Consider the following 13,039-nt stretch of genomic DNA (forward strand, 5'->3'; position numbering starts at 1 on the left):
TCAAGTCTTTTCTTTAATAAAGAGCGAAATATTTTTAATAGTCAACTGAAAGGTGTAAAAAACTTTTGTTATCTTTAATCATCTCATACTAAAACCAAATTAAAAGAGGAATATTATGCTAGGTGGATTAGGCGGAACTGAAATCCTTGTGATCTTACTCGTAATTCTGCTGTTTTTCGGTGCCAAAAAGATACCCGAACTTGCTCGCGGAATCGGACAGGGAATAAATGAGTTCAAAAAGGCTTCTGATCAGATCAAAAAGGAAATTGAAGAGGGTGAGAAGGAATCATTTGGCTCCCACAACAACACGCAGAGTCAAACGGAACCCAAGAAGCAACCTCAGAAACAAACTGAAAATTAAGATTTAACCATTGGATTTTAGACGTATTGCCGACAACCGAAAGGCTGTCAAAACCGGAGAGTATTCACTTCAGGAAATTGTACGCCATTATGCCGACAATATTGAGCAAAGAAATCCCGAAATAAATGCGGTGGTTTCTCTTGATGCGGAGCAGGCTATTGCGGATGCAGAACGCATCGATAAGAAAATACACAACGGGGATGCCGGCAAGCTGGCCGGTGCCGTGATTGGTATCAAGGATCTGATCTGTGAGAAAGACAAGCAGGTTACCTGCGCCTCCAACATCCTTTCCAATTTTGAAAGCATCTACGACGCCACAGTGGTGGAACGCCTGAAAGAGGAAGATGCCATCTTGCTGGGCCGCCTGAATATGGATGAATTTGCAATGGGCTCTTCGAATGAGAACACCATTTACGATCCCGTCCGAAATCCGCACGACACGGACAAAGTTCCGGGCGGTTCTTCGGGAGGCAGCGCGGCCGCCGTGGCGGCAGAATTCAGCACGGCAACGCTTGGGTCCGACACCGGGGGATCTATTCGACAGCCCGCCTCCTACTGCGGCGTGGTGGGGGTTAAACCGACATATGGTCGCGTCTCGCGCTACGGGCTCGTCGCATACGCTTCATCATTTGACTGCATCGGACCCTTGGCCAACAATGTGGAAGATGCGGCAAGAGTTCTAGAAGTAATCTCCGGCTATGATGATAATGACAACACCTCCTCCAGCCGAACGGTACCGGATTACCAATCATTTGTGAAAGAACCGCAGGCCAATATCAAGATCGGGGTACCGGAAGAGTATTTCGGAGACGGGCTGGATGCAGAGATCCGGGACGGGATAAAAAGCCGGCTCAAGGATCTCGAACAGGAGGGGGTGGAGCTTGTTCCGATCCACCTGCCTCACATGAAATATGGTATCGCCACCTATTATATCCTGGCCACGGCCGAAGCCTCTAGCAACCTGGCCCGCTACGATGGCATCCGCTACGGGCACCGGGCCGATATTAAAGATGTGAAAGAGGAACTCCGCAAGGAGAAGGAGGCTCTCAAGGAGCAGATGGAGCTGGCCGGCGGTGAGGAGAAGGTACGGTTGGGAAAAGAGCTTGAAGACCTGGATTCCGCCCTGATACGGCTCTACAAAAAAAGCCGTACCGAAGGGTTCGGAACCGAGGTGAAACGGCGTATCATGCTTGGCACCTACGTCCTCAGTGCCGGCTACTACGACGCCTATTACGGGAAAGCGCAAAAGGTCCGGCGCCTCATCAAGGAAGATTTTACCCAGGCGTTTCAGGATGTGGATGTGATTGTCTCCCCGACGGCTCCGACCACGGCCTTCGATATCGGTTCAAAGACCGACGACCCGCTCCAGATGTACCTGAATGACGTCTATACCATTACGGCCAACCTGGCGGGGATCTGCGGCATAAATGTGCCGGCCGGAACCCATTCCAACGGGTTGCCATATGGCCTCCAGTTTATGGCCGATACCTTTGAGGAGGGTAAATTATTAAATGCCGCCCGGCTAATTGAACGACAATCTGAAGTTGAAACTATTTAAGTTTTGAAGAATCGGATCAAGGACAACTGGGTAGTCATAACAGGTGCTACTGCCGGAATCGGCAGGTCGGCCGCCTGGCAGTTTGGAGAATATGAATGCAATCTCGCTCTGACCGGGCGCCGCCGGGAACGACTGGAGACGCTTAAAAAAGAGCTGGAAGAAGCCTATCCCATCCAGGTTCATATCAGCAGTTTCGACATCCGTGACCGCCAGGCATGCCGCGACTTTCTAGATTCACTTGAACAGCCGGTCGATATTTTGGTGAACAACGCGGGATTGGCGCTGGGCATGGATGCCGTCTACGAAGCTGATTTGGATGACTGGGATACCATGATTGACACAAACGTCAAGGGGCTGTTGACGATGATACGGCTGGTTTCAGAGCAGATGAAGCGGCGAGATCATGGGCACATTATTAATCTCGGATCAACCGCTTCCCACACCGGGTATGCAGGCGGTTCTGTTTACTGCGCCACTAAACACGCCGTGAAAGCGATTACGGAAGCCGCAAAAAAGGATCTTCACGGCACCTCGGTGCGGGTCAGCATGATCTCCCCGGGAGCGGTAGAAACCGAATTCAGCAAGGTTCGTTTCAAGGGAGATGAAGAACAGGCGGATGAAGTGTATGAAGGTATGCAGCCACTGACACCCCGGGACATTGCTGAAATTATCGTATTTGTTGCCAACCGTCCTCCTCATGTCAATATCATTGATACCATCATCTATTCAATCAACCAGTCATCCGCCACGATGATATATCGCGATGATTCCTAGCACGCCACAAGATAGATGGACCATCCCGCTAATATGTTGTTTGCTCGCCTTCCTTGCCGGTTGCGGCGGGGAGCCTGTTCCCCAGGAACGACTTAATTTTGAAAGACAGGGCAGGGATGTACCGGTTTTTAATGCTGACAGTGCCTATCACTACATCCGGCAGCAGGTTGAATTCGGTCCTCGGAATCCGGGTTCAGAGGGGCATCGCCTAACAAAAGCCTATTTGATAGGTAAACTGGCAGAGGCAGCCGGGGAACGGCGGGTTTTTGCCCAGCACTTCACCCATGTCGGGTACCAGGGCGATACTTTGAGAATGAGTAACATCATTGCTGCCTTCAATCCATCGGCGAGCGACCGTATTATGCTTTGCGCTCACTGGGATACCCGACCCCGGGCCGAAAAGGATCCCGACGCCCCCGACAAACCGATTGTGGGTGCTGATGACGGGGGGAGCGGCGTTGCCGTGCTGCTGGAACTGGCTCGACTGTTTAAGGATACTCCGCCTCCCATCGGGGTGGATCTCGTCTTGTTTGACGGGGAGGATTATGGCAAAGAAGGGGAGATGGACCGCTATTTTCTCGGTTCCCGGTACTGGGCGAACAATCCGCCTGTTAAAGGATATAGCCCGCGATTTGGCATACTGCTGGATATGGTCGGCGGCCAAAATGCCCAATTCCCCAAAGAAAAAAACTCACTGCATTTCGCCCCGGCACTTGTCAACGAGCTTTGGCAAATTGCCGAAGAAAAGGGCTATTCCGACCTGTTCGTGGAGCAGGAGGGGGCCGCCATTTCAGATGATCATGTCGTAATCAACCGGATTCTGGGCATACCGACTATTGATATTATAAGGCATCAACGGGGATCCGATTCCTCTGTTCAATTCGCCCCCTACTGGCATACGCACAATGATGATATGGACATTATAAGCCGGGAGACTCTGAAAGCGGTGGGAGAGGTACTTACAGAACTCATCTACAACAGGGTCTGATTTCGTAACCTCAGAATCACTGGATACTGGCGTACGGAAATGTGCGTCGTCATTTGTAAAGCTGAGAAATATTAATCGCAATTCCTGTATCTTGCTTTATCAGCAGAAAGACCTCTTATCACCTGAATTTGCCAACTCGTCAGTCATAAACAGAACCTGAAAGTTGAAATATATTAAACTTGTTTTATCGATTAGCGACGATTACCAGGAGGCGATTATCGCAGAGCTGCTGGAGATGGAGTTTGATGCTTTTGAACAGCAGGAGGGACGACTGATAACATATGTCACAAAGGAACGATTCAGTGATGTCAGCCGGGAACGTATTGAGCATCTACTGGCGGCTTACCCTGGCAACGGGTATATCCAGTCGGAGGAGGTTGTAGCAGACCAGAACTGGAATGAAGAGTGGGAACAGACGATCAAGGCGCAGCAAATCGGCACTTTTTATGTTAAACCCACCTGGGTGACTGAAGCAGCACCCGATGATAGCATCCTGTTGGAAATAGATCCAAAGATGGCATTTGGAACGGGATACCACGAGACAACACGATTGATTCTGAAGCTGCTGCCGCAGGTCATTAAGCCGAATTACCGTGTCATGGACGCCGGAACAGGCACCGGGGTGCTGGCGATCGCCTCCGTCAAACTGGGGGCTGAACACGTCATGGCGTTCGACATTGACGAATGGAGTATCCGGAACGCCAGGGAAAATGTGCTTATTAACCAAGTGGAAAACCAGGTAACCATCAAAAAAGGCTCAATCGAAGTTGTTGAAGGGAGCCAATCCTTTGACGCGGTACTGGCCAATATCAACAGGAATACCATTATTGAACTTTTGCCTTCTCTAGTGGAGCATGTAAAACCCGGGGGGCAGTTGATCCTGTCAGGTTTGCTGATCTCCGACAGGCAGCTCATCCTCGAACAGGATATGTTGTCTGATTTTGAGCTCATGGCATCTTCGCGAGAAAATAACTGGATCGCTCTTCAGTTGAAATCCAAACCAACCACCTCCTGATCGTGTATGCCGCTATAGATATCGGAACCAATACGCTGCTGCTGCTGATAGCCGAGTATGACGGAGATAGCCTCAAGGTGATCCATGAGGAGCAGCGTATTCCGCGGCTGGGTCAAGGCGTGGACAAGCAGCGGAACCTGTCTGAGGCCTCCGTAAATCGCGTCGTCAACGCCTTGCAGGAGTATCGCCGTATCATTGATCACTACTACCCGGAAGTCGCTGATACCGTCGTTATGGCTACAAGTGCCGTACGGGATTCCGCCAACCGAAAGGAATTCAAATCGATCGTCTCCCGGGAAACGGGGTTCGATCTGCGCATACTGAGTGGAAAAGAGGAAGCCCGCTGGACGTACCTGGGCGCCCGTAGCATGCTCAGCGCAAACATAGCGCAACAGGCGGTGACTCTCGACATCGGAGGGGGAAGCTCAGAGGTGACGCTCGGGAAAGGCCATGAACTGTTGGACTACCATTCTTTTGATGTTGGATCCGTGCGCTTCACCGAGCGGTTTTTGCACTCCGATCCCCCGGGAGAGGACGAGGTCAGCCGCTGCAGGAAGGCCATTGCTGAGTCGTTTGAGCATCGCCCTTTTTCCTGGAATGGCAAAACAGAGGCGATCGGCGTCGCCGGAACGGTAACCTCCCTGGCGTTTATGGAAATTAATGCCACTGCGTATAAACCGGAAAAGCTGGCCGGCATGCGATTAACTCGAAATACGGTACAGCAATGGGTTCAGAAAATTTCACATATGAAGGCAGCCGAATTGCTGGAGGAATACCCTGTTGTGATGGAGGGGCGGGCCGATGTGTTTCTCCCGGGCATTCTTATCCTTGATGAGTTCCTGAAACGATATGATTTTGAGGAGATCGTAGTGTCAACGGGAGGGATCCGGCACGGGGCGATAATAAAACTTTTCCAGGCACAAAACTGAATGTGCAGGCTGATACAAAAGCTCAGCAGGAATTTGAAAAAATGAAGCTAATCCTCATAAAAAAGTGTTCCTTTCGGCTTGCTCCCAAAGGAACCCAAAAATCAAGGTGGTGAATGCAGCGGCGGAAAAGGTTAGTTATTTGCGGGCTGGTTATTTTTATTTGTTATTTTGTTTGAACCAATAACCAATCTCCGTTGGGCATTTTTTTAAATATTCGTTTTTTTGATCACTCAAAAATGTACAGGGAAGTCGATGAAGTCTTATTTGAGTGGCTTTAACCGTAATCGAAGAATGTGAGAAACCTTTGCTCTGAACTGAGACTAATAAAAAAGGGTGCCTTTAAAAAAAGGCACCCTTGAATACTTGTCTTGAGATTTGGACTAGATGCCAAATCGAACGCCGGCTCCCAGCACCAGCTGATCGGCATCACTGAGTACATATTTGAGTTCAGCAAACAGGTCGCCAAAGTTCAATCCATATTCAAGTCCACCCCCGAGATTTAAGCCAACTTCGGAATCACTGCCCGAGGCGGTAAATCCCTGACTGGATTGATCAAAAGAAATACTGGTTATGTTCAGGCCCCCGAGCCCGTACAACAGCAGTTCTTCTTCAGAATGGAAAATATAATTTCCATTAAAATTGAGTTCCCAGACTGTCTGTTTGAACCCGTTCTCTTCGTGCGGGAAATAAAATCCAAGGTCCGCACCGGCCCTGAACTCCTCATTGATGGTGTAGATGCCATCTACTCTGATACCGAGATCGTTATCGACCTGGTCAATCCCCGTCACACCTGATCCAAAAATTAATCCACCGCCAATCTTGATCTCTCCCGTTTGGGCATAGCCTGTAGAAACGGTGAATACAGCAAGCAGGGTAGATAATATTATGGTTTTTGATAGATATTTCATTTGATTTGTGTTTATTTAATAATTTATGGGTTTGATGAATTATCCCAACTTTTCCTTCTGTATTTTATATGCGAAGGAGATATTAAAATTGGGTCATATAAACTAATTAATGAGACCGTTAATTCAAGAGCAAATTTTTTTTACAATGGAGCAGGGTGAAAACAGTCTCATGAGTTCATAATTGTAGGTGTCCCCAGTTTTTTAGGAGGTAATCCTCTGTTATTTACGGTCGCGGCCGCCGCGCTACGCCGCTCTCGAATGCCGCCTCTTTGACCGCCTGCGATACCCTGCGCACCACTTTCTTGTTAAACACGCTGGGAACAATATATTCCTCACTCAGATCCATATCGTCAATCTGTTCTGCAATGGCGTGGGCGGCGGCCAGTTTCATCTGTTCATTGATGTCGGAAGCCCGCGCATCCAGAGCACCGCGAAAGATTCCCGGGAAGGCGAGCACGTTGTTGATCTGGTTGGGATAGTCGCTCCGGCCAGTGGCAATGATCCGCGCAACCGAGGAGATTTTTTCCGGACGAATTTCCGGGTCGGGATTGGCCAGGGCAAAAACGATGGGATCTTCCGCCATATGTTCGATCGCCTCCACTGGAATGATATCGGGTCCGCTTACGCCGATCAGCAGGTCGGCTCCCTTGGTGGAATCCAGCAAGGTCCCCCCGATGTTATCCGGGTTGGTATTTTCAGCGAGCCATTGTTTGCTTTCGTTCAGCTCCGGCAGCCGATCTCGGTTTATGATGCCCTTGCTGTCGGTGCAAAGAATGGTTCCCGCACCTGCATTACGCAATATTCGGGCAATAGCGACGCCCGCGGCCCCGGCTCCCACAATAACGACCCGGAGCTCGCTCAGCTTTTTGCCAACCACTTTTAGCGCGTTAATTGTTGCCGCCATCGCTACGATGGCAGTTCCGTGCTGATCGTCATGGAAAACCGGGATGTCCAGTGATTTTTTTAACCGCTGTTCAATCTCAAAACAGCGGGGCGCACTGATATCCTCCAGGTTGATTCCGCCAAAGCCGGGGGCGATCAGCTCAACCGCCCGAACCACTTCATCCACTTCCTGGCTGTCCAGGCAGATCGGGTAGGCGTCGACATCTCCAAACTCTTTAAACAGCATCGCCTTACCCTCCATTACCGGCATCGCGGCCTCTGGACCTATATTCCCAAGTCCCAGTACAGCGGAGCCGTCGCTTACTACGGCCACCGAATTTTGTTTTATAGTGAGCGTGTGGGCCTTTTCCCGGTCTTCGGCGATCGCCTGGCACACCCGGCCGACGCCCGGGGTATACGCCATAGAAAGAGCATCACGGGTGTCTACCGGCACTTTGTTTTCAATCCGTATTTTTCCTCCCAGGTGAAGCAGGAAAACCCGATCGGATACGTTGCGCACTTTGATACCGTCTATTTTTTTGATCGCCTTGACAATGTCGCGCGAATGTGCCTCATCTCTCGCGCTAACCGTAAGGTCGCGCACCTTGTAATCTCCCTCTACCTTGACAACATCAACGGCCCCGGGATCCCCCTTTTTTTCGGCAATTACGTTCATCACTTTTGCCAGCATACCCGGCTTATTTTTGATATACAGTCGCATGGTAAAGCTGTAGCTGACACTCGGTTGGATATCGCTCATCAGAATATCATTTTGTATTTGGGTTAACAGTATATGGAATGTAGGGTAAATAGGCTGCGTATGATAGAAAAAAATTCTCGATTTCCCCTTCTTCAGGCAGTATAAATACTCATTTGGAATACCCCTCCTGTTTTTCAGATATCTATCACTATTCCCAGGGTGGGCCGCCTGCTGCTGTTGTCCAGCTCCTCTATCTCAATGATTTGACGGGGCTGAACAGGGGTGCCATCGGCATTCCTTTCCAGACCGTATTCCGGCGGGTTGGGAATGTTACTGGCCAGAACGTTGGAGATCTCCAGGTACAGATTCAGGGCCCATCGGTTAAAATTCCACTTTTTATCAATGCGCAGGTCAAGAGCGTTGAAGAGATCCAGCCGCTGTTCACCCAGGGTTGAATAGTCAAAAACGAGATTGGGATAGGTCTCTTCACTCGCATCCCGTTTGAGAACAGGGTAGGGCGCCCCTCCCAGGATTCGCAGGCGCCCGCCGATCTCCCAGTTCCGCGGCAGTTGGTATCCCCCTGTGAAAGTGAGCAGGTGCCGGTTGTCCCAGCGCGAGGGCAGAAAACGATTCTTTTCGAAACCTGTAAATTCGCTCCAGTATAATGTATAGGCCAGCAACCCGTAAAAATTGGATATCAGCTTCTGCTGGTAAGTCAATTCAATTCCGTAGGCCCGTCCGGCGCCGGTACTCAGTATCGCCTCGTTCCCAAAGATATCGAAATCGGCCCCCAGGTTGGCCAGCGAAACGCTGTCGCTTCGGGAGACGGGATAGGCCTCGTAGCGTTTATAAAATCCCTCAACCGAAAGTTGCGTTGATTTTCGCGGGGTGAACGACAATCCCGCTACAAGATGATCGCTTCGGATATAATCTGCATTGCGGTTAACAAAGCTGTTGTTCTGCTGAAATCCCAGGATCTTGGTCGGTGGAATTTTGAAATAGCGGCCGGCAGAAGCGTTTATTTCCCACCGGCTATGAGCGTCAATGGCATACGAGACGGCAAGGCGGGGAGAGAGCGTGCGCCACAATTTGTTGCCATCATCGGTAAAGGTGTTGCCGTCTGCCCGGATGCCCAGCGATGTGGAGAACCGGTTATTTTTCCACTCCCGGGTGACTTGCCCGTAGGCGCCGTATCTCAAAAAATCAAGGTCCGTATCGAACCGTACATCGTCAAATGATCGGAAACTCTGGGTGGTATACTGGTTGTTTTCCAGCATCAGGCCCGCAGAGATACTCCAGTTTTCGATAAACCGGTTGTACTCGCTCCTCAGGGTGGTGCTCCACTCCCGGCTCTGGGTGCTCTGGATCAGCCCGTCTTTATTTTCATTATCACGATATTGCCTGAAATTGTTGTCGAAGGCACTGGAGCTCAGGGTTGTACGCAGGTAGCCGTCCGTATTCCTGAAACGGTGTCTCCAGCTGATGCCGCCGGTACTGCTCCACTGCTTGATGATGGGCACCTGGTCGAGCGTGGCTTGCTGCTCTGCGGTGATATTGTCGGGCTTGTTTATGCGAAAATCATCAATTGCTCCCACACCGGTAATGGTGAGTTCGTTAAAATTGTCAATTTTGTGATTCAGCTTGTATTGGTAGTCCCAGTAGTCCGGCAGAAACGGCAGGTCAATAAGTTGAAACAGTAGTTGTAGATAGGAGCGACGCACTGAGGCGATAAAAGTGGTGTTGGCGTACGACTCCTCTTCCGACTTTAAAAGAGGTCCTTCTACCGTAAACGCGGTTTCGCTGGCCCCAACGCGTATGTTGGCCCCGTAATGGCGGGCATTTCCATTGCGCTGGTCGAATTGGAGAACTCCTGAAAGTACATCATCATAGCGGGCGGGAAATGAACTTGTACTGAGGCTGACACCTTCAAAAAAAGAGACATTCAGCAGTCCCACGGGTCCGCCGGCGCTGCCCTGCGTGGCAAAGTGGTTGATGACCGGTATCTCGATGCCATCCAGGTAGTATACGTTTTCGCTGGGGGCTCCCCCCCTGATTATGACATCATTGCGAAAGCCGCCCACCGATCCCGAAACACCGGGCAGAGACTGTGCCACTTTGGCGATATCGTTGTTGCCGCCGGGGTAGGAAGCGATCTGTACCTGTGAAAGTTCCTGCCGGGAAAGCGGGTTTTCCGGTGGCTGATCGTAGGGGTCCGGCTCGACCGAAATTTCTCCCAATTCATTTACGGATGGTTCAAGAGCAAAGTTGATATCGGGGTTGTTCCCCGAGTTGACCACCACATTGTATCTGGTCACTGACTGGTACCCCACGAAGCTGGCAGTAACGGTATACGATCGCGGAGCGACGTTCTCTATAGTGAAATAGCCATTTGTATCTGTAGCGGCACCCCGCTCAGTTCCTTCAAGCCGCACGGTGGCGCCCGGAAGGGGATCACCAGTTTGTGCATCGGTGACATAGCCGGAAAGCACTCCCGAATTTTGCGCATGAAGAGTTACTGGAATAACAAAGGCAGCCAACAGCAGAATTGAAAAGACTATGCGGATCAAATTGATCCCTTTTGTCCGCATTTGCGCCTCTACAGACGAGAATTTATACAGAAGCATGCACCACCGATATTTAGTTTATCTGGACGTTCGGTAAATTCGCAAGTAGACAGTTTAGTTCCTGCTTCCTCATTAAAAAATCTTCATGGAGTGGACCCGTAATGTTTCTTCACAGGATAGTGACCAGATCAGGTAAATAGAATAGTAACCAAAAGCACAGCGTCAGTTTCCGCATATATGGAGTGGGGCTGGTTGCGATCCAAAAATAGCCAGCTGCCGCTGGACAGCTCCCTGGTCTCATTTCCGAGGCGGAATTGAACCGTTCCATTCAGGCACTGTATGGTTACCTGGCCGTCAACACTGTGTTCATCGATATTTCGACCTTCCGGTATCACCATGCGTATCACTTCCATGTCTGAGGTCTTGACGAGGGCATAGGTGGAATCCGGAGACATATCTCCCTTGAGGGTATTGAGATTAATGACTTCACCTGCATGTACATGTCCCTTGTTCATCACTTGACTCCCGTGTATTTGGTTGAGGTAAATTTATTGCTTGCTGTTATCGAATAACATCAAACAGGACCCTGGAATTCACCGGCCACAGTCTTGGCCGAAGTTATCCATATACCGCTGGTTGCCTGTTCGGGAAATGTGTGAGTTCAAAATGGGAAAATAGTTTCAGTTTCACTAAGTTAAACACCGATTTTGAGAAATAATCAACGGGCCATTTTTTATGTCCAATTCTGCTGAACAAAACGAGTCGGAACTGCCGCGCGAGAACGCTTCGGAGAGTAGCCTTGAGGACGATACGCTTGTTAAAAGAGCTATCGGGGGGAATGAGAGTGCCTATAAAAAGCTGGTGGACAAATATGAGCGAGCCATCTATTTTCACATACTGAAGATGGTACGGGATCAAAAGCAGGTTGAGGACTTGGTACAGGAGACATTCGTAAAGGCGTTTGATAACCTAAACAGCTACAGCACGAACTACGCATTTTCCACATGGCTGTACCGGATTGCCACCAATCACACGATCGATTACCTGCGAAAAAAGAAGCTGAAAACCCTGTCGATTGACGAGCCGGTAAAAACGCGCGATGGCGACATGAACATGCAGCTGCCCGATGAGCATGCCGCCACCGACCGGAGCCTGATACGCAAACAGCGCCAGCAGATGGTACAGCAGGCGATAGAGAATCTGCCTCCAAAATACCGCAAGGTCATCCAAATGCGCCATATGGAGGAAAAGAGCTACCAGGAGATCGCCGATATCCTGGACAAGCCGCTCGGTACAATTAAAGCGCATATTTTCCGGGCCCGGGAGATGCTGTACAAGGAATTAAAAGAAAAAAAGGAGCGGTTCTGAACCGGGGTTCACAAAATAGTATTCATCCCGAGTTTCCTGTCAACATCGATGTGAACTCCGGGATAGCACTCTCACTCGTGATGCCTCCATTTACCCCCTCGGCCGGCGTATCCATCTTTCAATCCCTCCCATACAGCAGTGGCTATTGCCGTGTTACGTTTCAGAAACTCACGGCCCAGTATCACCATCCTTGACAACAAGTAATACAGGTGAAACAGCAGTTGCACGGATGAGTCCAGGTAATCCTTCGCAAGAAAAACCCGATTTCTCGTCGTATAATAATAGGTTAAACTGCGCCTTTCTAACGTGCCGTATTGACCACGCGTGTGAAAATAGTGAGCGAGGTTTGTAATAAAGGACCGGTATCCGAGACTGCGGGCATACAGGCCCAGTTCAGTATCCTCGGTATACAGGTAATAGCGGTCATCCAATAATTTGCCGCGTTTTTCCAGTATCCGTTTGACTACCTGTTGAGTCAATAATACTCCTGCTCCGTCTATATTGCATGTTTCCCATCCGTTCTGTTCTGCTTTGTACAGACCGGGGATACGTATGCCAAAAAGCCAATAAGGCCAGCGACGGGTTGAGCGGGAGCGTGCGCCTTCGTTAACCGGTCCGATCAGGTGATACCCCGTTTCCCGCTGTTCTCCGACCAGCCTGGAGAGGGTGCGGGGATAAACAGTTGCGTCATTATTTAGCAGGAAGATATAATCAGCGTTGGCAGAGTCGACCGCTTCGACAAGGTAATTTATGCCCCCTGCAAAGCCCAGGTTTTGATCGCTTTCAAAGAAGTGAATCGGACATTCAACCTGTTCGAGCCCTCGCAAAAGTTTTCTACGGGAGGATGCCGTTGACTGATTGTCCAGCAGGTAAATTTCGACATTGACAGCTACCGACTCTGATACTGATTGAATGCACTCAATAGTCGCTTCACTATCCCTCCAGTTTAAAATTAATGCTGCAATATGGGGATCGGGCAGCTGATCCGTCAT

12 protein-coding genes are annotated in these 13,039 nt (G+C 50.0%); 7 read left to right on the forward strand and 5 right to left on the reverse strand.

Translation table 11 applies throughout. The features are described 5' to 3' along the window. The first annotated feature begins 115 nt into the window (after positions 1-115). The 6 genes from tatA (at position 116) to ACG2F4_RS08205 (ending at position 5,625) form a co-directional block, all read left to right on the forward strand. Positions 116-361: a twin-arginine translocase TatA/TatE family subunit gene (gene tatA, locus ACG2F4_RS08180; protein WP_395259734.1), complete on the forward strand. Its 246-nt coding sequence runs from the start codon at positions 116-118 to the stop codon at positions 359-361. A gap of 10 nt (positions 362-371) precedes the next feature. Then, positions 372-1,919 (forward strand): amidase family protein, encoded by a 1,548-nt coding sequence (locus ACG2F4_RS08185; RefSeq protein WP_395259735.1) that lies wholly within the window; start codon positions 372-374, stop codon positions 1,917-1,919. Positions 1,920-1,922: 3 nt separating this feature from the next. Beyond that, positions 1,923-2,693, forward strand: coding sequence for an SDR family NAD(P)-dependent oxidoreductase (locus tag ACG2F4_RS08190; protein WP_395259736.1), 771 nt, complete (start codon positions 1,923-1,925; stop codon positions 2,691-2,693). A gap of 40 nt (positions 2,694-2,733) precedes the next feature. Continuing rightward, on the forward strand, positions 2,734-3,681 hold the full coding sequence (locus ACG2F4_RS08195) for a M28 family peptidase (RefSeq protein WP_395259737.1): 948 nt from the start codon (positions 2,734-2,736) through the stop codon (positions 3,679-3,681). A 163-nt stretch (positions 3,682-3,844) separates the two neighbouring features. After that, on the forward strand, positions 3,845-4,696 hold the full coding sequence (gene prmA, locus ACG2F4_RS08200; RefSeq protein WP_395259738.1) for a 50S ribosomal protein L11 methyltransferase: 852 nt from the start codon (positions 3,845-3,847) through the stop codon (positions 4,694-4,696). 2 nt (positions 4,697-4,698) lie between these two features. Continuing rightward, on the forward strand, positions 4,699-5,625 hold the full coding sequence (locus tag ACG2F4_RS08205) for a Ppx/GppA family phosphatase (protein ID WP_395259739.1): 927 nt from the start codon (positions 4,699-4,701) through the stop codon (positions 5,623-5,625). 380 nt (positions 5,626-6,005) lie between these two features. On the opposite strand, the gene ACG2F4_RS08210 is transcribed toward ACG2F4_RS08205, so the two are convergent. The 4 genes from ACG2F4_RS08210 to ACG2F4_RS08225 form a co-directional block, all read right to left on the reverse strand. Next, the gene (locus tag ACG2F4_RS08210; RefSeq protein WP_395259740.1) at positions 6,006-6,533 is read right to left on the reverse strand and encodes an outer membrane beta-barrel protein; all 528 of its coding nucleotides are present in this window, start codon (positions 6,531-6,533) and stop codon (positions 6,006-6,008) included. Positions 6,534-6,756: 223 nt separating this feature from the next. Then, on the reverse strand, positions 6,757-8,175 hold the full coding sequence (locus tag ACG2F4_RS08215; RefSeq protein WP_395259741.1) for an NAD-dependent malic enzyme: 1,419 nt from the start codon (positions 8,173-8,175) through the stop codon (positions 6,757-6,759). Positions 8,176-8,309: 134 nt separating this feature from the next. Next, the gene (locus tag ACG2F4_RS08220; RefSeq protein ID WP_395259742.1) at positions 8,310-10,682 is read right to left on the reverse strand and encodes a carboxypeptidase-like regulatory domain-containing protein; all 2,373 of its coding nucleotides are present in this window, start codon (positions 10,680-10,682) and stop codon (positions 8,310-8,312) included. A 185-nt stretch (positions 10,683-10,867) separates the two neighbouring features. Beyond that, on the reverse strand, positions 10,868-11,194 hold the full coding sequence (locus tag ACG2F4_RS08225) for a cupin domain-containing protein (RefSeq protein WP_395259847.1): 327 nt from the start codon (positions 11,192-11,194) through the stop codon (positions 10,868-10,870). A gap of 220 nt (positions 11,195-11,414) precedes the next feature. On the opposite strand from ACG2F4_RS08225, the gene ACG2F4_RS08230 reads away from it, so the two are divergent. Next, positions 11,415-12,047, forward strand: a complete 633-nt coding sequence (locus ACG2F4_RS08230; RefSeq protein ID WP_395259743.1) for an RNA polymerase sigma factor — start codon at positions 11,415-11,417, stop codon at positions 12,045-12,047. A 71-nt stretch (positions 12,048-12,118) separates the two neighbouring features. Here the strand turns inward: ACG2F4_RS08230 and ACG2F4_RS08235 are convergent, their stop codons facing one another. Beyond that, on the reverse strand, positions 12,119-13,039 hold the full coding sequence (locus tag ACG2F4_RS08235) for a glycosyltransferase family 2 protein (protein WP_395259744.1): 921 nt from the start codon (positions 13,037-13,039) through the stop codon (positions 12,119-12,121).

This window comes from Halalkalibaculum sp. DA3122 (assembly GCF_043951865.1).
Lineage (GTDB): Bacteria > Bacteroidota > Rhodothermia > Balneolales > Balneolaceae > JAMQKA01.

Bases quoted from the DNA above. Each gene is read 5' to 3' on its own strand.
- tatA (WP_395259734.1), top strand. From the start codon at position 116: ATGCTAGGTGGATTAGGCGGAACTGAAATCCTTGTGATCTTACTCGTA.
- ACG2F4_RS08210 (WP_395259740.1), bottom strand. From the start codon at position 6,533: ATGAAATATCTATCAAAAACCATAATATTATCTACCCTGCTTGCTGTA.
- ACG2F4_RS08215 (WP_395259741.1), bottom strand. From the start codon at position 8,175: ATGAGCGATATCCAACCGAGTGTCAGCTACAGCTTTACCATGCGACTG.
- ACG2F4_RS08225 (WP_395259847.1), bottom strand. From the start codon at position 11,194: ATGAACAAGGGACATGTACATGCAGGTGAAGTCATTAATCTCAATACC.
- ACG2F4_RS08230 (WP_395259743.1), top strand. From the start codon at position 11,415: ATGTCCAATTCTGCTGAACAAAACGAGTCGGAACTGCCGCGCGAGAAC.
- ACG2F4_RS08235 (WP_395259744.1), bottom strand. From the start codon at position 13,039: ATGACGGATCAGCTGCCCGATCCCCATATTGCAGCATTAATTTTAAAC.